The 18431-nt window shown below is 71.0% G+C and carries 14 protein-coding genes; 2 read left to right on the top strand and 12 right to left on the bottom strand.

Going from position 1 to position 18431, the window contains the following annotated elements; genetic code table 11:
- Window positions 1-56 precede the first annotated feature (56 nt).
- Together EES41_RS26960 and EES41_RS26955 are read right to left on the bottom strand one after the other, a co-directional pair.
- Window positions 57-767, bottom strand: coding sequence for a ribonuclease HII (locus tag EES41_RS26960; RefSeq protein ID WP_123080661.1), 711 nt, complete (start codon window positions 765-767; stop codon window positions 57-59).
- A 93-nt stretch (window positions 768-860) separates the two neighbouring features.
- Window positions 861-1475, bottom strand: coding sequence for a TetR/AcrR family transcriptional regulator (locus EES41_RS26955; protein ID WP_123080660.1), 615 nt, complete (start codon window positions 1473-1475; stop codon window positions 861-863).
- A 206-nt stretch (window positions 1476-1681) separates the two neighbouring features.
- Here EES41_RS26955 and EES41_RS26950 point away from each other — a divergent pair, with 206 nt between their 5' ends.
- On the top strand, window positions 1682-3169 hold the full coding sequence (locus EES41_RS26950; protein ID WP_123080659.1) for an MFS transporter: 1488 nt from the start codon (window positions 1682-1684) through the stop codon (window positions 3167-3169).
- A 69-nt stretch (window positions 3170-3238) separates the two neighbouring features.
- Here the strand turns inward: EES41_RS26950 and EES41_RS26945 are convergent, their stop codons facing one another.
- From EES41_RS26945 to nrdR, 8 genes are all read right to left on the bottom strand, one after another.
- Window positions 3239-4993 (bottom strand): DUF4153 domain-containing protein, encoded by a 1755-nt coding sequence (locus EES41_RS26945; protein ID WP_254211578.1) that lies wholly within the window; start codon window positions 4991-4993, stop codon window positions 3239-3241.
- A 324-nt stretch (window positions 4994-5317) separates the two neighbouring features.
- The gene (locus tag EES41_RS26940) at window positions 5318-6235 is read right to left on the bottom strand and encodes an ADP-ribosylglycohydrolase family protein (RefSeq protein ID WP_123080657.1); all 918 of its coding nucleotides are present in this window, start codon (window positions 6233-6235) and stop codon (window positions 5318-5320) included.
- 11 nt (window positions 6236-6246) lie between these two features.
- Window positions 6247-6906 (bottom strand): histidine phosphatase family protein, encoded by a 660-nt coding sequence (locus EES41_RS26935; RefSeq protein ID WP_123080656.1) that lies wholly within the window; start codon window positions 6904-6906, stop codon window positions 6247-6249.
- An 80-nt stretch (window positions 6907-6986) separates the two neighbouring features.
- A complete protein-coding gene (locus EES41_RS26930) occupies window positions 6987-7592 on the bottom strand; it encodes a YdbC family protein (RefSeq protein ID WP_073777226.1) in 606 nt (201 codons plus the stop codon).
- A gap of 32 nt (window positions 7593-7624) precedes the next feature.
- Window positions 7625-8464, bottom strand: coding sequence for an arylamine N-acetyltransferase (locus tag EES41_RS26925; RefSeq protein WP_123080655.1), 840 nt, complete (start codon window positions 8462-8464; stop codon window positions 7625-7627).
- Window positions 8465-8644: 180 nt separating this feature from the next.
- The gene (locus EES41_RS26920) at window positions 8645-9343 is read right to left on the bottom strand and encodes a DUF6215 domain-containing protein (protein WP_355799569.1); all 699 of its coding nucleotides are present in this window, start codon (window positions 9341-9343) and stop codon (window positions 8645-8647) included.
- Window positions 9344-9494: 151 nt separating this feature from the next.
- Entirely contained in the window at window positions 9495-12383 is a 2889-nt protein-coding gene (locus EES41_RS26915) for a vitamin B12-dependent ribonucleotide reductase (RefSeq protein ID WP_123080653.1), read from the bottom strand.
- 129 nt (window positions 12384-12512) lie between these two features.
- Window positions 12513-13025, bottom strand: coding sequence for a transcriptional regulator NrdR (nrdR, locus tag EES41_RS26910; RefSeq protein ID WP_008742949.1), 513 nt, complete (start codon window positions 13023-13025; stop codon window positions 12513-12515).
- 467 nt (window positions 13026-13492) lie between these two features.
- Between nrdR and lexA the strand changes: the two genes are divergently transcribed.
- Window positions 13493-14287, top strand: a complete 795-nt coding sequence (lexA, locus tag EES41_RS26905) for a transcriptional repressor LexA (protein ID WP_008742948.1) — start codon at window positions 13493-13495, stop codon at window positions 14285-14287.
- Between the two features lie 142 nt (window positions 14288-14429).
- Here the strand turns inward: lexA and EES41_RS26900 are convergent, their stop codons facing one another.
- Both EES41_RS26900 and EES41_RS26895 read right to left on the bottom strand, forming a co-directional pair.
- Entirely contained in the window at window positions 14430-16400 is a 1971-nt protein-coding gene (locus tag EES41_RS26900) for an ATP-dependent DNA helicase (RefSeq protein WP_123080652.1), read from the bottom strand.
- A gap of 52 nt (window positions 16401-16452) precedes the next feature.
- Window positions 16453-18420, bottom strand: coding sequence for an IucA/IucC family siderophore biosynthesis protein (locus EES41_RS26895; protein WP_123080651.1), 1968 nt, complete (start codon window positions 18418-18420; stop codon window positions 16453-16455).
- Between the last annotated feature and the right edge of the window lie 11 nt (window positions 18421-18431).

The following is an 18431-nucleotide window of genomic DNA, read 5'->3' as shown; positions in this document are numbered from 1 at the left end:
TTGATGTCTATCAAACACCGGTACGAAACGTACCGGTGGGTGGCACGTGGGTGCGATCAGAAATCGAAGCCGAGTTGGCCTCCGTTTTCCAGCTCCATCGCTTCCTCGCTGCGCCGTACCTTCTTCAAGTGCCGCCATTGCGGCAGCGCGTCGAGGTACGACCACGAGAGCCGGTGGTACGGGGTGGGCCCCAGTTGCTCCAGGGCGGCCCGGTGCACGGGCGAGGGGTATCCGGCGTTGGCGGCGAACGCGAAGTCCTCGATTCCGTCGCCCTGTTCGCCTATGTGCGCCATCATCCGGTCGCGCCGGACCTTGGCGATCACCGAGGCGGCGGCGACGGCGACGCAGGACTGGTCGCCCTTGATCACCGTGCGGACCCGCCAGGATCCCCCGAGGTAGTCGTGCTTGCCGTCGAGGATCACCGCGTCGGGCCGCACCGGCAGCGCTTCCAGGGCGCGCACCGCCGCGAGGCGCAGGGCGGCCGTCATGCCCAGCTCGTCGATCTCCTCCGGGGAGGCGTGCCCCAGGGCGTGGGCGGTGACCCAGTCCTCCAGGACGTCGAGGAGCGCGTCACGCCGCTTCGGGGTGAGCAGTTTGGAGTCGGTGAGTCCTGCGGGCGGCCGGCGCAGACCGGTGATCGCCGCGCACACGGTGACGGGACCGGCCCAGGCCCCTCGTCCGACTTCGTCGACCCCGGCGATGACCTTGGCGCCGGTGGTTGCACGGAGGGAGCGTTCGACGGTGTGGGTGGGTGCTTCGTACGGCATGGCGCCAGCAAGGTTACGCCGCCGCGCGCCGCCTGCACACCCCGGCCCCGGGCAAGCCCGCAAGCGGATCGGCGCCCTCACTCCGGCGCCGGGTCAGACGCGGAGCAGCGGCACCATCACATGATCGATCAAGTCCGCGATCTCCGCGTCCCGCCATTCGCTCCCGCACACCTTCGCGCGATACATCAGCATCGCCGGAATGACGTCGGAGACCAGTGGACTGTCCGCATCCGGCCGGACATCGCCCCGCCTGATTCCACGCCGAATGAGCTCTTCGATCAAGCGATGGGCGGGCCTGTGCAGCCCGTCCCGGATGACCTCGCGGAACCGGTCGGCGTCCGCGTGGTCGCATTCGTGAAGAACCGCGCGCAGGGCCTGACCGGCCCGTGTGTCCATGGCGCCGCGCATCCGCACACACAGCTCCCGGAGCTCCTCGCGGATCGATCCGGAATCGGGGATCTCACCGATCGGGGGCAGCCGGGTGCGCAGCACCTCGGCCACGAGGTCCGCCTTCGAGCCCCAGCGCCGGTAGAGCGCCGCCTTGCCGGTCTGCGCCCCGGCCGCGACGCCCTCCATGGTGAGCGCGTTCCAGCCGACCGTGCCCAGCTGCTCCAAAGCGGCGTCGAGAATCGCCCGTTCGAGTTCGGGGCCCCGTCTGCGCCCCGGCGACACCTCCGGTGACGCCACCGGCCAGCGCGAATCCACCATCACCCACACCTCCGACCCGCACGCGCGTCCCCCGCACGTGTTTTCAGCCTTAGTGAACGCTTGCGTTCACTAAGGCTGGCTCCTACTTTGGTCCTTCAGTGAACGGATGCGTTCACTATTTCACTTTGGGGGGATCCTCAGTGACAAGCTCGCAACTCGCCACGTCCCCGATACCCGGCGCGGCCCGCCGCGAGGGCCGCTCCGGAATGGCACTCCTCGTCATCGCCGCGTGCCAGCTGATGGTCGTCCTCGACGCGACGATCGTGAACATCGCGCTCCCGCACATCCAGACCGCCCTCTCCTTCTCCACCACCGACCTGTCCTGGGTGCTGAGCGCGTACACCCTGACCTTCGGCGGTCTGCTGCTGCTGGGCGGCCGGGCCGGCGACATCCTGGGCCGGCGCCGCGTCTTCATGGCCGGAATCCTGCTCTTCACCCTCGCCTCCCTCCTCGGCGGCTTCGCCCAGGAGCCCTGGGAGTTGCTCGCGGCCCGCGCGCTCCAGGGCGTCGGCGGGGCCATCGCCTCGCCGACCTCGCTGGCCCTGATCACCACCACCTTCGCCGAAGGGCCCGAGCGGAACCGGGCCTTCGGGGTGTTCGCCGCGGTCTCCGCGGGCGGCGGCGCGATCGGCCTGCTGACCGGCGGCATGCTGACCGAGTGGCTCGACTGGCGCTGGGTCCTCTTCGTCAACGTGCCGATCGGCATACTGATCGCGGTCCTCGCCCCCCTGTACATCAGCGAGTCCGAACGTCACCCCGGCCGCTTCGACATCACCGGAGCGCTCACCTCCACCGGCGGCATGGCCTCGCTCGTCTACGGGTTCATCCGCGCCTCCGAGGACGGCTGGCGCGACCCCCTCACCATCGGCTCCTTCGCCGCGGCCCTCGTCCTGCTCGGCCTGTTCGTCGCCGTCGAGGCCAGGGCTCAGGAACCGATCATTCCGCTGCGGATGTTCGCCGACCGCAATCGGGCCGGCACCTACCTGATCATGCTGGGGCTCGCGGCCGCGATGTTCGGCATGTTCTTCTTCATCGTCCAGTTCGTGCAGAACGTGCTGGGTTTCTCGCCGATCCAGTCCGGACTCGGCTTCCTGCCCGTGACCGCGGCGATCATCACGGCGGCCGGGCTCTCACAGCGCTTCCTGCCGCGCTTCGGGCCCAAGCCGTTCATGGTCACCGGAGCCGCCCTCACCGGAACCGGGCTCACCTGGCTGACCTTCATCACCACCGACAGCTCCTACCTGTCCGGGGTGCTCGGCCCGATGCTGCTGTTCGGCTTCGGCATGGGCCTCAACTTCGTGACCCTCACCCTGACCGCCGTCTCGGGCGTGGCGCCGCAGGAGGCGGGCGCGGCCTCGGGGCTGCTCAACGCCAGCCAGCAGGTCGGTGGTTCGCTGGGGCTGTCCATCCTGGTCACCGTCTTCGGCACGGCCTCGCGCCACGAGGCCGAGCAGCAGGTGCCCGCGTTCATGGCCCGGGCCGACCCGGGTCAGCTGGCCGCGTTCAAGGAGACCGGGCGGCTGCCCGACCCCTGGGGCGACTACGTGCTGACCCAGGGCATCTCCACCGCGTTCATCGCGGCCGTCGCCATGGCGGGCCTCGCCCTCGCCACCGCGGTGCTGATGATCCGGGTGCGCAAGAGCGACCTGGACGCCCTGGGCGGGGTCGCCGCGAAGGCGGGTCCGGCGGCCTGAGCCCTACGGGGCCGGGTGCGCGGGGAAACGATCCCGCGCACCCGGCCCCGTACGCAAATCCCCCGGAGCTTACGGTTCGACGCGGCTGCCGAACGTGCCGAGGCGCGAGCAGTCCTCGTACGAGGCCTTCAGCGGGCGCTCGCGCAGGATCTTCCTGGCCCGGTACTCGCCGAGGCTCATGGCGTACCAGGGCACGTCGCCGGCCTCGGCCAGATCGTCGTTGATCCCGCGCAGGGCGCACGAGCGCTGCGGCTCGGGCAGCCGGTCAAGGGCAGGGGCGGCGTCCGCAGACAGGGACTGGAAGTAGGCGAGGTCGATCTTGGCGTCCTGCTGGAAGCGGGTCACGTTCCGCTCGGCGACCATGCCGTCCGGGGACAGCAGCCCGAAGGCCAGTACGGCCGCAGCCGCGCTCCCCGCGACCGCGCGGGGCAGCCAGCGGGCGCCGAACACCCCGGCGGCCATGATCAGTACGAGGACCAGCCCGAGCCACAGCTCCATGGCGGCCACCGAAACCCGCAGCCGGGTCAGCCCGTACGCGTCCACGTAGAAGTCCATCCGGCGCAGCGCGGAGGCGACCACGACCAGGGTCAGCGCGCACAGGGTGCCGAGGACGGCGCGTACGAAGCGGCGGTCTCCGGCTCCGCCGCGCGGTGCCCAGCGCAGGGCGAGCGCGATCACGACGAGGGTGAGCAGGGTGGCCCAGAGGAGCTGCCAGAAGCCCTGCTGGGCGTACTCGGCGTAGCTCCGGTGGCCGGTGCTCTTGAGGACCTTGTCGTAGCCGCCGAACAGGACGGCCAGCTGAACGGCGTTGAAGCCGGCGAACAGCAGGTTGAGGACGACCAGCGGAAGCGCCCATTCGAGGCGGGAGCGCGCCGTGCCGGGGGCGATCCGGATCCGGTCCCAGCGCAGCGGGGCCGCCGTGGTGCGGGCGGCGGCGAGCGCGAGGACGGCGCCGAGGACGAAGAGCAGGATCCGGACCGGCCCGTCGCCGACGGAGACCTCGGGCGTCAGATCGCCGAGCAGGTCGGCGAACGCGGCGTCGGCGGAGGCGAACAGCGTGCCGAAGACCACGAGCAGGCCGAGGGCCACGGCGGCCGCCTTGGCGACGGGCAGCCAGCGGTCCCGGCTGAGCCCGCCGCTGCGGGAGCGCAGGCCGGTCCAGGCCCAGCCGACGCCGTTGACGGCGGAGTCGACGAAGCCGAACGGGCTGAACAGCACGCCGGGCCAGGTCCGGACGCCGTGCAGGGCGAGCGAGGCGAGGGATACGGCGGAGAGGATCGCCAGCGTGGCCGGCCAGGCGGAGTCGCGCAGCGCCGGCACGACGAGCAGGGCCACGCAGCCGACGGCCCACACCACGGTCCACGGGCGGGCCTTGCGGCCGGCGGCGCGGGCGGCGAAGTAGGCGGCGGCGATCGCGGGCAGTACGGCGACCAGCAGGCCGGGGCCCATACCGTCGCCCAGCAGCAGGGCGGCGGCGATGCCGGCGACGAGGGCGGCGATGAGCGTGGCGTTCCGGATCGGGGCCGCCTCGGCGGGGCGGATCCGTACCGCCCAGGCCGCAGGCGCGGCGGCCCGGGCACGCTGCTGCTGGATCTGCGCCTGCCGGGCTTGCCACGCGGAGGCGTCGAAGGCCCCCGCAGGGCCTCCCCCGACCGGCCCGCCGGCACCGGCACCCGCCGCGGCCGGGCCGGCGGAAGCGGCGGCCCCGGCGTGCGCGCCCCCGGCCGCCGGAGCGGTCGCCGGCGTTGCGGTCGCGCCGCCCCCGCCGGCCGCCGCCGCGACCCCCGCCCCTGACCCGGCCTGTGCCGGCGAGCCCGGCTTCACCGGTTCGGCCGCAGACCCCTGAGCCGCAGACCCCTGAGCCGCAGACCCTTGAGCCGCAGACCCCTGAACGGCAGCCCCTCCGGCCACAGCCCCCTCGGCCGCCCCGGAGTCCACCTCATCGGCGTTCTCTGACATCGGGTTCCCCTCCCCTGTCGGCCGCCCCACTGGTTCCACTGGAGGCGGCGAAGCGGACAGGGTAGGCCTGTGACGTGCGGCTTTGACCAGCCGCACGGGACCCCTGTGGCAGGACCGTGACAAACCAGAGCCGGGTACGGCGCCCCGGCTCGGGCATAGCGTCAGCGCCGTAGCGTCAGCGCCGCGATGTCAGTGCCGCGCGGACTCCGGCAGCCAGCCCGGCAGCGTCTCGGTGCGGGCCAGCCAGGCCTCCGGCAGCACCGCGTCCCCGCGCGCCCCCAGCACCCCGCCGACGATGGCGCAGGTCGTGTCGACGTCCCCGCCCACCTGCGCGGTCGTCCAGAACGCCCGCTCGTAGTCGTCGAGCGAGCGCGCCGCCGACCACAGGGCGAACGGCACGGTGTCGTGGGCGCTGGTACGGCGCCCACAGCCCAGGACCGCGGCGACCGTCGTCGCGTCGCCGTAATCCAGCATGTCCCGCGCCCGCCGCAGCCCGGCGCCCACCGCGCTGCGCGGCACCAGGGCGATGACCCCGTCCAGCAGGTCGGCGGCGGCCGGCGGGCCCGCCGGGTTCGCCGCCAGCGCGGCCGCGGCGGCGACGGCCATCGCCCCGCACACCGCCTCGCGGTGCTGGTGCGTGGTGTAGGCGGAAATCTCCGCCTGGTGGGTGGCCTGCTCGGGGTCATCGGCGTACCAGGCGCCGAGCGGCGCGATCCGCATGGCGGCGCCGTTGCCCCACGAGCCCTGCCCGTTGAAGAGTTCGGCCGCCAGCGTGCGCCAGTCCGCGCCCTCGCGGACCAGGCGGAGCATGCGGTTCACGGCAGGGCCGTAGCCGCGGTCGAAGTCGTGGTGGTGGGCGAAGGAGAGCGCGAGGGCGTCCTGGTCGACGCGGCCGTGTTCGGCGAGGACGGCCACGACCGAGCAGGCCATCTCGGTGTCGTCGGTCCACTGCCAGGGGTCGTTGCCCGCCGGCACCTCACGGCGCTTGAGCAGGGGGTAGTTGACGGGGACGAAGTACTGGGAGCCCAGGGCGTCACCCAGAGCCAGCCCTCGGAGGCTGGCCATGGCGCGTGCGTAGCGCCTTTCGGAAGAGGAGTCAGAGGTCATCCCGCGTCACTCTAGCCGTCCAGGTCATAAGGCTCGGGTGTGGTCCAGCGCTCAAACGGGCGGTCCATCCGGTACCGGCCGTCCGGCCCCCGCAGCAGCACCCGGTACTCGCCGTTCCCCGGGTTGGACAATGCCTCGAACTCGGCCACCGACCAGTGGAACCAGCGCATGCAGAACAGCCGCATCGTCAGCCCATGCGTCACCAGCAGCACGTTCTCCGGGTGGTCCGGTGCCTCGAAACTGCGGTAGAGGCTCTCCAGGAAGGACCCGACCCGGTCGTACACGTCCGCTCCGGACTCGCCCTGCGCGAACCGGTAGAAGAAATGGCCGTAGGCGTCGCGGTAGGCCTTCTGGAGCCGGACGTCGTCGCGGTCCTGCCAGTTGCCCCAGTCCTGTTCGCGCAGCCTGGGCTCCTCGCGCACCCGGACGCGCACCGGGTCCAGGCGCAGTTCCCGGAAGGTCTGCAGGGTCCGGCGGTAGGGGGAGAGGTACGCGCTGATGGTCTCGTCGCCGAACAGCTCGCGCAGCCGTACGCCGGTCTCGGCGGCCTGCGCGCGCCCGGCCGGGGTCAGGCGCAGGGCGTGGTCGGGCTCCCGCTCGTACACCGTGTCATCGAGGTTGCCCTCCGATTCCCCGTGTCGGACGAGGACGATGCGCCGTGGTCTTGCCATTCCACGACCCTATGCGGCACCCGGTGGAGCGAACACCCGGGCACGCCGGTCGGGCCGGCCCGGCGCCTACCGTCGTACGGTCATACCGTCCAGGACGGTTCGAGGTCGACGACGTCACCCGTGAGGGCCTCCACGTCGGCTTCGGTCTGGGCGCGCAGCGAGAGGCGTTCGACCCGCTCCGGACGGTACTTGCCGTGCTCGGCGGCCGCGCGCCACATCGACAGGACGAGGAACTCCCGGCCGGGGGCCTCCCCGAAGAGGCCGCGGATCATGCCCGGCGAGCCCGCCATGGCCGGGTTCCACACCTTCTCCTGCATGTGGGCGAAGTGGTCCACGCGCCCCTCCCGTACCCGGGTGTGCGCGACGCGGACCACGTCGGCGTCGGTGAAGCGCGGCTCGAAGCCCGTCTTCACGTCGAAGCGGTGGTCGAAGAGGGTGACCCGCATCGCGGTGTAGGTGCCGTTCTGGGAAGCGGCCAGCCGGTCGTGCGAGCGCGCCATGAAGGAGTCGTAGAAGGAACGGCTCTCCCAGAACGTGAAGACATGCGCCACCCCCTGTCGCCCTCGGCTCCAGCCACCGCCCTGCCCCCGGAATCCCGGCTCGCCGGGAAGCCCCGCCCATTTGCGCTGCCCGCGCTCGAACCCGCGTCGGTCCGTCACCGTGCAGCGAATCCACTTGACCAGCACCGCGCCATCGTACGGGCCCGACGCGGCCCCGGTCAGTCCTCGGCGCGGTTGATCAGGACCAGTTCCGCCGCATCCCGCTCGGACAGCCGAAGCCCGAACTCCCGGGCGAGCAGTGGCACCAGTTCGCCGGGCGCCACCGGCTGCCGTTCCGTGCGCCCGTCGGGGTACAGGCGGGTGAGTTCCCGCCCGACGAGAGCCAGCCGGACGGCGTCGCCCGGGAGCTGGACGATGACCTGCCCGATGAAGGCGGAGCGGGGGTGCGAGGAGCTGTAGTGGTTCAGCACCACGTAGTCGACGGGGTGGTAGTGCTGGGGGGAGAACGCGTACAGCTCGCGCCAGGTTCCCTCGCGCCGCAGGCACAGCGCGAGGACACCGCCGTCCTCCTCGCGGACGGTGTACGTCCATGCCCCCTGCCGGATTTCGGCCCCGGGGCGCGCCAGCGGGACGGGCTCACGCGGCCCCAGGTAACCGAACCCGGCATCGCACAGCCAGGGTTCACCGTCAACGGTGACGACGAGGACGGCGTGCGTCACCGCCAGCAGGGTGTCCCCTCGGGTGCGGTTGCGGGCACCGCGCCCGGAGACCTCGAAGCCGATCCGCTCCAGGGCAGCGGCCAGCAGCGAGTTCTGCTCGTAGCAGTAGCCGCCGCGACGGCCCCGCACGATCTTGTCCTGAAGGGCCTTGATGTCCAGCGCGACGGGGCGGCCGAGCAGGACGTCCAGGCTCTCGAAGGTGATGGCGGCGGTGTGCGCCCAGTGCACCGCGTACAACGTCGCGAGGTCCGCACTGAGTTCCCCGTCGCCCCCGACGGGTCCGTCGTACCCGATCCGCGCCAGATAGGCGTCCAGATCCAGCTCGTCACCGCTCCACATGTCTCCCCCGCTCCCGCGCACACGACGCGGGCGCTGAGGCGTCCCGCTGCCCACCATGATCGGCGCGAAGGCCTCCCCCTCCAACCGGCTTTCCGCCCGCCCGGCGCCCCACCCGTCCCACCCGTCCCGCGCGCACACCGCCTCGCCGGGCGGGCCCCAGGCCGGCTGGCGCGCCCTCGGTCAGCCGGCGCTCCACCCCGGGACCGTCGGCAGCACCTGCTCGGCGACGCGGAGCAGCGCCATGTCATCGGGCAGTGTGCCGTCCTCACGCCAGACGACCACGTCGAAGGAGGTCCCGCCGCCGCCCTTCGCATCGGCGGCGACCATGACGTGGCGGGCGATGCCGCCGGGCCCACTGTCGGTCTTGCCGTTGCCGAAGTTGAAGGTGATGGCGATGGTCGGGTACGAGTAGAGGACGGCCGGGTGTCCCAGGACCGTCTGCTTCTGGGCGGTCACACCCAGGACCTCGACCGCCTGGTCGACCGGGAGGTCGTCGTAGGACGCCGAAACCTGCACGGTGTGGGTCTTCAGCTGGACCTTCGCCTCGGATGCGGCGATCTTGGCGCCGCTGCCGAAGGTGATCCACCACCCGTTGCCCGTGGCGTTCAGCGGCTGCTCCGCAGGCGTTCCGAGGAGCGCCGGAAGGTCGGGGCGGTTCAGCGCCGCGCACAGCTTCGCTCCGGAGGCGTACTCCGCGGGCAGTTCGTCCTTGGTGGTCGAGCAGACGGCCGGTTTGACGTCCTTGAGCGGCTGCCGCAGCTCGAAGACTTCCCCCAGCCCCCACGCGCCCCCCAGGACGCCCCCGACCGCCACCACCGCCGCGACCGCCTGGGCCCCCGCGTTCATTTCCTTCTTGGATCCGGCGAAACCGTCTGCCACGTCCCCCACCCCTGCCGTTTTCGTCGCAGGTGAGCGTGCCGGAGCCGTCCCCGCGGGCACAAGGCCTTTTGCCCGGCGGCGGTGACCCGGACAGACGCCGGAGCGGGGACCGGCCCGTGGCCGGTCCCCGCTCCGTCAGTCACTCAGTCGCTCAGCTGCAGCCGCTGGTGGAGCCGCAGCCCTCGCAGATGTAGCAGGAGCCGGCGCGCTGCATCTTCGTACCGCAGGAGAAGCAGAGCGGGGCGTCGGCGGAGACGCCGAGCTGCATCTCGACCAGTTCGGCGCTGGAGTGCGCCGTCTTCGGGGCCGGGACCTCGATGACCGCCATGGGCTTCGGGACCGACGGGACCGCGGTCAGCGGAGCCGACTGGCTCAGGGACTCCGTGTCGATCTCCTCGTCCAGCGGCTCGTACGACCCGGTGTCGAGGTGGCGCTGACGCTCATCGGCGGTGTGGATGCCGAGCGCCGAGCGGGTCTCGAAGGGCAGGAAGTCCAGCGCCAGGCGACGGAAGATGTAGTCGACGATCGACTGCGCCATCCGCACGTCCGGGTCGTCCGTCATACCGGCCGGCTCGAAGCGCATGTTCGTGAACTTCGAGACGTAGGTCTCCAGCGGCACGCCGTACTGCAGACCGACCGAGACGGCGATCGAGAAGGCGTCCATCATGCCCGCGAGGGTGGAACCCTGCTTGGACATCTTCAGGAAGACCTCGCCCAGACCGTCGTCCGGGTAGGAGTTGGCGGTCATATAGCCCTCGGCGCCACCCACGGTGAAGGAGGTGGTGATGCCCGGGCGGCCCTTGGGGAGTCGCTTGCGGACGGGCCGGTACTCGATGACCTTCTCGACGGCGGCGCGGATGGTCTCCTCCGTCTTGGCGGTGACCTCCTCCTTCTCCTCCTCCTTCTTCTTGGCGGAGAGGGGCTGGCCGACCTTGCAGTTGTCGCGGTAGATCGCGAGCGCCTTGACGCCCATCTTCCACGCCTCGAAGTAGATCTCCTCGATCTCCTCGACGGTCGCCGTCTCCGGCATGTTGACCGTCTTCGAGATCGCGCCCGAGATCCAGGGCTGGATCGCGGCCATCATGCGGACGTGGCCCATCGCGGAGATGGAACGCTCGCCCATGGCGCAGTCGAAGACCTCGTAGTGCTCGGTCTTCAGGCCCGGGGCGTCGACCACGACGCCGTGCTCGGCGATGTGGGTGACGATCGCCTCGATCTGCTCCTCCTGGTAACCCAGGCGGCGCAGGGCCTGCGGGACGGTGCCGTTGACGATCTGCATCGAGCCGCCGCCGACGAGCTTCTTGAACTTGACCAGGGCCAGGTCCGGCTCGACACCCGTGGTGTCGCAGGACATCGCGAGACCGATGGTGCCGGTCGGCGCGAGGACGGAGGCCTGGGAGTTGCGGAAGCCGTTCTTCTCGCCGAGGCGCAGGACGTCCTGCCAGGCCTCGGTGGCCGCGGCCCAGATGATGTTGTCCAGGTCCTGGGTGCGCGGCGCGGTGGCGTTGGCGTCGGCGTGCTGCTTCATGACGCGCTTGTGGGCGTCGGCGTTGCGGGCGTAGCCGTCGTACGGGCCGACGATGGCGGCCAGCTCGGCGGAGCGCTTGTACGCGGTACCGGTCATCAGCGAGGTGATCGACGCGGCGAGGGTGCGGCCGCCGTCCGAGTCGTACGCGTGACCGGTGGCCATCAGCAGGGCGCCGAGGTTGGCGTAGCCGATGCCCAGCTGGCGGAAGGCGCGGGTGTTCTCGCCGATCTTCTGCGTCGGGAAGTCCGCGAAGCAGATGGAGATGTCCATCGCGGTGATGACGAGCTCGACGACCTTGGCGAAGCGCTCGGCGTCGAAGGACTGGTTGCCCTTGCCGTCGTCGTTCAGGAACTTCATCAGGTTCAGCGAGGCGAGGTTGCAGGACGTGTTGTCCAGGTGCATGTACTCGCTGCAGGGGTTGGACGCGGTGATGCGGCCGGACTCCGGGCAGGTGTGCCAGTTGTTGATCACACCGTCGTACTGGATGCCCGGGTCGGCGCAGGCCCACGCCGCCTCGGCGAGCTTGCGGAAGAGCGCCTTGGCGTCGACCTTCTCGATGACCTCGCCGGTCATGCGGGAACGCAGGCCGAACTGGGTGCCGTTCTCGACGGCCGTCATGAACTCGTCGTTCACACGGACGGAGTTGTTGGCGTTCTGGTACTGGACGGACGTGATGTCGTCGCCGCCCAGGTCCATGTCGAAGCCCGCGTCGCGCAGGGCGCGGATCTTCTCCTCCTCCTTCACCTTGGTTTCGATGAAGGCCTCGACGTCCGGGTGGTCCACGTCCAGGACGACCATCTTGGCCGCGCGGCGGGTGGCGCCGCCCGACTTGATCGTTCCGGCGGAGGCGTCGGCGCCGCGCATGAAGGAGACCGGACCGGAGGCGTTGCCGCCGGAGGAGAGGAGCTCCTTGGAGGAACGGATGCGGGAGAGGTTCAGGCCGGCGCCGGAGCCGCCCTTGAAGATCATGCCCTCTTCCTTGTACCAGTCGAGGATCGACTCCATGGAGTCGTCGACGGACAGGATGAAGCAGGCGGAGACCTGCTGCGGCTGGGGCGTGCCGACGTTGAACCACACCGGCGAGTTGAAGCTGAAGATCTGGTGCAGGAGCGCGTACGTCAGCTCGTGCTCGAAGATCTCCACGTCGGCGGGCGAGGCGAAGTAGTCGAAGTCCTCGCCGGCCTTCGTGTACGTCTTCACGATCCGGTCGATCAGCTGCTTCAGACCGGTTTCACGCTGCGGGGTGCCGACCGCGCCGCGGAAGTACTTGCTGGTGACGATGTTGACCGCGTTCACCGACCAGAAGTCGGGGAACTCGACGCCACGCTGCTCGAAGTTGACCGAGCCGTCGCGCCAGTTGGTCATGACGACGTCACGGCGCTCCCAGCTCACCTCGTCGTAAGGGTGCACGCCCGGGGTGGTGTGGATGCGCTCGATACGCAGGCCGCCCTTGGCAGCCTTGGTCCCCTTGGCGCGGGAACCTCGTGCCGAGCCGCTCGCCGTCTCTGTCATGCCGCCTCCCATATGCGGGCAAAAACGCCCTAAAGTGCCAGCGTTATTCCGAGGCACGGTGCTGTGTCTTGTATCTACGTCTCTTCGCCTGGCCGGGCAGACGGGCCGCGCTGTGCTGCGGTCGTCCGATCAGTCGGCGGCGGAGGCGGGCACGGGGACCTGGGCGGCCCCACCCTGCTCGCACTCATCGGGGTGAGACCGCGGCACGCGGAGTTCCGCGATGGCGGTCTCGAAGTCTTCAAGGGTGTCGAACGCTTTGTACACGGATGCGAAGCGCAGGTAGGCGACTAGATCGAGCTCCTGCAAGGGGCCGAGTATGGCCAGACCCACGTCATGGGTGGTCAGCTCGGCACTCCCGGTGGCGCGCACCGCCTCCTCGACCCGCTGGCCGAGTTTGGCGAGGGCGTCCTCGGTGACCGGCCGTCCCTGGCACGCCTTGCGGACGCCAGAGATGACCTTGGTGCGGCTAAAGGGTTCGGTGACCCCACTGCGCTTGATCACCATCAGCGAGGCCGTCTCCACCGTCGTGAAACGACGGGAGCAGTCGGGGCACTGACGGCGCCGACGAATCGACGTGCCGTCGTCCGTGGTGCGGCTGTCGACGACACGGCTGTCGGGGTGCCTGCAGAAGGGGCAGTGCATGGTTCCCTCACCCTCCCTCTTGGCACGACTGAATCACCCCACGGCGTCCCTGAACGGTAGAGAGGAGACTCTGCCGGGGACCCGTGAAGCAGCCACAAGCATATGCGATGCCACGGCCTCCGATTGACCGAGGACCACAACCTCTGGGTGGCAGCGCTCATCAAACCACTAGATCTTGGGTTGTGGTGGATTTTGACGCGCCGCGTGTCGCGGCGTCCGACGGCCGGATTCGCGGCCTGCCGGTGCCACACTGGCCACTGCCGGCACGGTGGCGGCCCGACGCGGAAGGGTACCGTAAGCAGCGGAGCCGGGTCCGAACCCGCGTTCGGCGGACCGATTGTCCATACACCTCACGCTGTGACCACGACGAGCGATCTGCGATTTTTCACTCGAACGTGTGTTTGGCGCAACCTTTCGAAAGCAACTACCGTTGTCCAGCTAGGGAGAACATTTCGAGAGGGGCCGACGTGACCACCACCGCAGACAGTGCCGCCACCATCACTGCCCAGAACCGCTCCCAGAGCCGACTTGAGCCGGTGCATGCCATGAACGACGCAAGCCTGAACCCGGAGGCGGAGCCCGTACGGCCCGCCCGCTCGCTGCCAGGTCGCCCTCCAGGCATCCGCGCCGACAGCTCGGGGCTCACGGACCGGCAGCGGAGGGTCATCGAGGTCATTCGGGACTCCGTGCAGCGGCGGGGTTACCCGCCGTCGATGCGGGAGATCGGCCAGGCGGTCGGCCTGTCGAGCACGTCGTCGGTCGCGCACCAGCTGATGGCCCTGGAGCGCAAGGGCTTCCTGCGCCGCGACCCGCACCGCCCCCGGGCGTACGAGGTGCGCGGCTCCGACCAGCCGAGCTCGCAGCCCACGGACACCACGGGCAAGCCCGCGGCCTCCTACGTTCCCCTGGTCGGCCGGATCGCGGCCGGCGGCCCGATCCTCGCCGAGGAGTCGGTGGAGGACGTGTTCCCGCTCCCCCGCCAGCTCGTCGGTGACGGCGAGCTCTTCGTCCTCAAGGTCGTCGGCGACTCGATGATCGAGGCCGCCATCTGTGACGGCGACTGGGTCACGGTCCGCCGCCAGCCCGTCGCGGAGAATGGCGACATCGTCGCCGCCATGCTGGACGGCGAGGCCACCGTCAAGCGCTTCAAGCGCGAGGACGGCCATGTCTGGCTCCTCCCGCACAACGCCGCGTACCAGCCGATCCCCGGTGACGAGGCGACCATCCTCGGCAAGGTCGTCGCGGTACTGCGCCGGGTCTGAAAGCCCGCGCCCCCATCCAGCTCCGGGACCTACTGCGCCGGTCCCGGAGCTGTCGTCTTTTCTGCGGCTGAGCCCGGCTGAACCGCCGCCGCTCTCGCGGAGGCGGTCCCTCGCCGTTCGGGTCGCTCAATGCACGGCTGAGCTACTTGCCCTCGGCCTGGGCGCCGGCGTCGATGGCGGCCAGTGAGCGACGGGCCTGGTTGCGGTCCGTGGTGTACCAGAAGTCCGGCAGCGTGGCCCGCAGGAAGCTCCCGTACCGGGCCGTGGCCAGCCGGGGGTCCAGCACGGCCACGACACCCCGGTCGCCGGAGGCCCGTACCAGCCGGCCCGCGCCCTGCGCCATCAGCAGCGCCGCGTGGGTGGCCGCGACGGCCATGAAGCCGTTGCCGCCGTGCTCCTCGACCGACTTCTGCCGGGCGCTCATCAGCGGGTCGTCCGGGCGCGGGAACGGGATCCGGTCCATCACCACCAGCTGGCAGCTCGGGCCGGGCACGTCCACGCCCTGCCAGAGCGAGAGCGTGCCGAACAGGCAGGTCTTCGGATCCGCGGCGAAGGCCTTGATCAGCTCGCCCAGCGTCTCCTCGCCCTGGAGCAGGATCGGGTTGTCGAGCCGGCCGCGCAGTTCCTCGGCGGCCGCCTTGGCGCCGCGCATGGACGAGAAGAGTCCGAGAGTACGGCCGCCGGCCGCCTCGATCAGCTCGGCGAGCTCGTCCATCATGTCGCCGCGGGTGCCCTCGCGGCCCGGCGTGGCCAGGTGCTTGGCGACGTACAGGATGCCCTGCTTCGGGTAGTCGAACGGAGAGCCGACGTCCAGGCCCTTCCAGACCGGCACGTCGTCCCCCTCGACGCCCTCCGGGGACAGGCCCAGCGAGGCTGCGACACCGTTGAAGTCGCCGCCCAGCTTGAGGGTGGCGGAGGTGAGGACCACCGAGCGGTCCTCGAACAGCTTCTCCCTGAGCAGCCCGGACACGGACAGCGGGGCGACCCGGAGGGTGGCGCCGAACCGGTCGTGGCGCTCGTACCAGACGACGTCGTACTCGGAGCCGTTGCTGATCCGCTCGGCCACGGTGTGGATGTTCTCCACGGCGGCGAGGGCCTGCTTGCGGACGGCGTCCTCGTCGTGGACGGACTTGTCGCGGGTGGAGCCGATCGCCGAGATGACATTGCGCGCGGCGTCCCTCAGGGCCATCAGCGCGTAGCCGAGGTCCTCCGGGATCTCCTCCAGCCGGCCCGGGAGCGCCAGCTCCATGACCCGCTCGAAGGACTCGGAGGCGGTCTGCAGGGAGTCCGCGCTCTTCTCGTCGACCAGCTTGGCCGCCCGCTTGACGGCGCGGTTGACCTGGCCGGGGGTGAGCTCACCGGTGGCGACCCCGGTCACCCGGGAGACCAGCTCGTGCGCCTCGTCCACGATCAGCACCTCGTGCTGCGGGAGCACGGGGGCGCCCTCGATGGCGTCGATGGCGAGCAGCGCGTGGTTGGTGACGACGACGTCGGCGAGCTTGGCCCGCTCGCGGGCGGCCTCGGCGAAGCACTCGGCCCCGTACGCGCACTTCGTGGCGCCCAGGCATTCCCGGGAGGAGACCGAGATCTGCGCCCAGGCCTTGTCCGAGACGCCCGGGGTCAGATCGTCCCGGTCGCCGGTCTCGGTCTCGTCCGCCCAGTCGCGCAGGCGCAGCAGGTCCTTGCCGAGCTTGCTGGTGGGGGTGGCCGCCTCGAACTGGTCGAAGAGGCCTTCCTCCTCGTCCTGCGGGGCTCCCTCGTGCAGCCGGTGGAGGCACAGGTAGTTGGAGCGGCCCTTGAGCATGGCGAACTGCGGGCGGCGGCGCAGCTGCGGGTGCAGCGCCTCCACCGTGCGCGGCAGGTCGCGCTCGACGAGCTGCCGCTGCAGGGCCAGCGTCGCGGTCGCCACGACCACGCGCTCGCCGTGCGCGAGGGCCGGCACCAGGTAGCCGAGGGACTTGCCGGTGCCGGTGCCGGCCTGGATCAGCCGGTGGGAGTTGTCGTCGATCGCTTCGCCCACGGCTTCGGCCATGGCTACCTGGCCGGGCCGCTCCGTGCCGCCGACGGCGGAGACGGCGGCGTGCAGCAGGTCGGGGAGGGAGGGCTTCGTCATAGCACTGCCAACCCTAAGGGGCGGCACCGACAGCGACCGCATCGACGAGGAATCACGGCCGGTGCAGCGGGTTGGGCACGGTGCCGTGGGTGACGGCGTGCGGGCGGTCGGGGCGGTCGCGGTAGCCGTCCTCGTGGAGCCGGTTCCGGTTCAGGCAGAGCCGGTCGATCCGCTCGGTGAGCAGGTCGAAGAGCTCGTACCGCTCCTTGAGCTCCGGGAAACGCGCCTGGTGGCGGAGGATCTCGGCCCGTACGAGGGACCAGAACTCGGTCTCCGGGACGCCGAGCCGGTCCTCGCACAGGGCGCAGAGGTAGCGGAAGACGCCGATGAACAGCCCGGAGTGGATGAACTGGGTGAGGAAGGCGGGCGGCTCGGTGAGCAGGGCGGCGCGGACCTCGGCGGGCATGGAGGCGTGCTCGGGCAGCGGCTCGCGGCTGATGTTGACGTCGTCGACGAAGTCCTTGACCGCGAGCCGGACCGGCACGTCCTGCTCGTCGAAGATCACGATCGCGTTCTCGCCGTGCGGGGAGAAGACGGTGCCGTAGCGGTAGAGGAAGCGGAGCAGCGGGGGCAGCAGGGCGGCGAAGAGCCGCTGGAGCCAGACGGTGGGGGCGAGTCCGGACCGGGCGACGAGTTCGGCGGTGAAGGAGCGGCCGCGCGGGTCGGTGTGGAGGAGGGAGGCGAGGGTACGGGCGCGCTCGCCGGGGGCGAGGTGGCCGGTGAGGGGCTCGCGCCAGATCGCCCCGAGGAGCTCCTTGTACTGGTACGGAACCTCGGGCAGCTGCTCGTAGACGGGGTGGCGGACGGTGACGGAAGCGACCTCGCCGAGCAGGACCACCCGGCATTCGTCGCGCAGGAAGGGGTCCGCGTCGCGGAGGGAGTGGATCCAGGAGGTGACGGCGGGGGCGGCGAGGGTGAGGTCGGAGGGCAGGCCGCGCCAGACCATGGTGTTGAAGACGGAGAGCGGCAGTTTGACGCTGTGGCGGTCGGGGCGGGTGAGGTTGAGGAAGGTACGGATGGACTGCTGTGGCAGGCGTACGTCGGGATCGGCGGGCAGCGGGACCAGCGCCCCGGAGGCGAGGGCCGGGGCGAACAGGGGCAGCACGACCTCGTCCCACTGCCAGGGGTGGACGGGGAGGTAGAGGTAGCCGCTGGGGTCGAGGCCCCGGTCGCGCAGGGCCCGGTCGAAGGCGGCGCGGGTGACGGGGTCGAGTTCGGCGCGGTAGAGGCGCGCGGGGTCTTCGAGGCCGGCCGTGCCGCGGTACTCGGCGAGCGAGGTGTGCGCGGCGAGCCAGGGCAGGCGCTGGCGGGTGCGAGCCTCGGGGGCCCAGGCGGCGGTGTCGGCGGCGGAGAGGCCGATGCGCCCCTTGTTGAGGACGAGCCAGGGGTGCCCGGTCTGGTGGCCTTCGAGCTCGGCGTAGTCGAGGTCGGCGAGGACGTCGGCGGTGAGCGCGGTGTGGGCGATGCGGGCGTCGGCGGCGAGGGTGGCGCTGAGCTCGCGGACGAGGTGGCCGAGGGTCGCGCCGTCGAGGCCGAGGAGGGAGCGGGCGCGGATGAGGAACGCGTACGGGTCCCCGAAGGCGGTCGGGCTGCCGGAGGCGCTGGCGTTGCCGGTGGTGGTCGGGCTACCGGAGGCGCTCGGGCTTCCGATGGTGGTCGGGCTGCCGGTGGTGGTCGGGCCTTCGTTGGCGCTCGGGCCTCCGGTGGAGGGCGGCGCCGGGGTCAGGGTGAGGGTGTCAGGGGTGACCTGCCAGCTGCCGTACGAGCGGCGGCGGGCACGGAAGCCGAGGCTGCTGCCGTCATCGAGGGTGAGGGTCCAGGCGTCACCAGCGGCCGGGGCCGGGGCCGGGACGGGGCTGATGATCCCCTCGTACGCGAACTCGCCGAGCATCTTGGCGAGGAGCGCGCGGCCGGCGAAGGCCCAGGTCACGGGGTTGATTTCGGGCGGGGTGCAGGGGTGCTGGGGCGACGGCGGCACGGTGGTTTCCGTGAAGTCGGGAGCTGCGGGGAAATTCGGCACGGGACTCCTCG

Source organism: Streptomyces sp. ADI95-16, assembly GCF_003721495.1.
In the GTDB taxonomy this organism is placed as follows: Bacteria; Actinomycetota; Actinomycetes; order Streptomycetales; family Streptomycetaceae; genus Streptomyces; species Streptomyces goshikiensis.
This window is presented reverse-complemented; position numbering and strand designations above follow the sequence as displayed.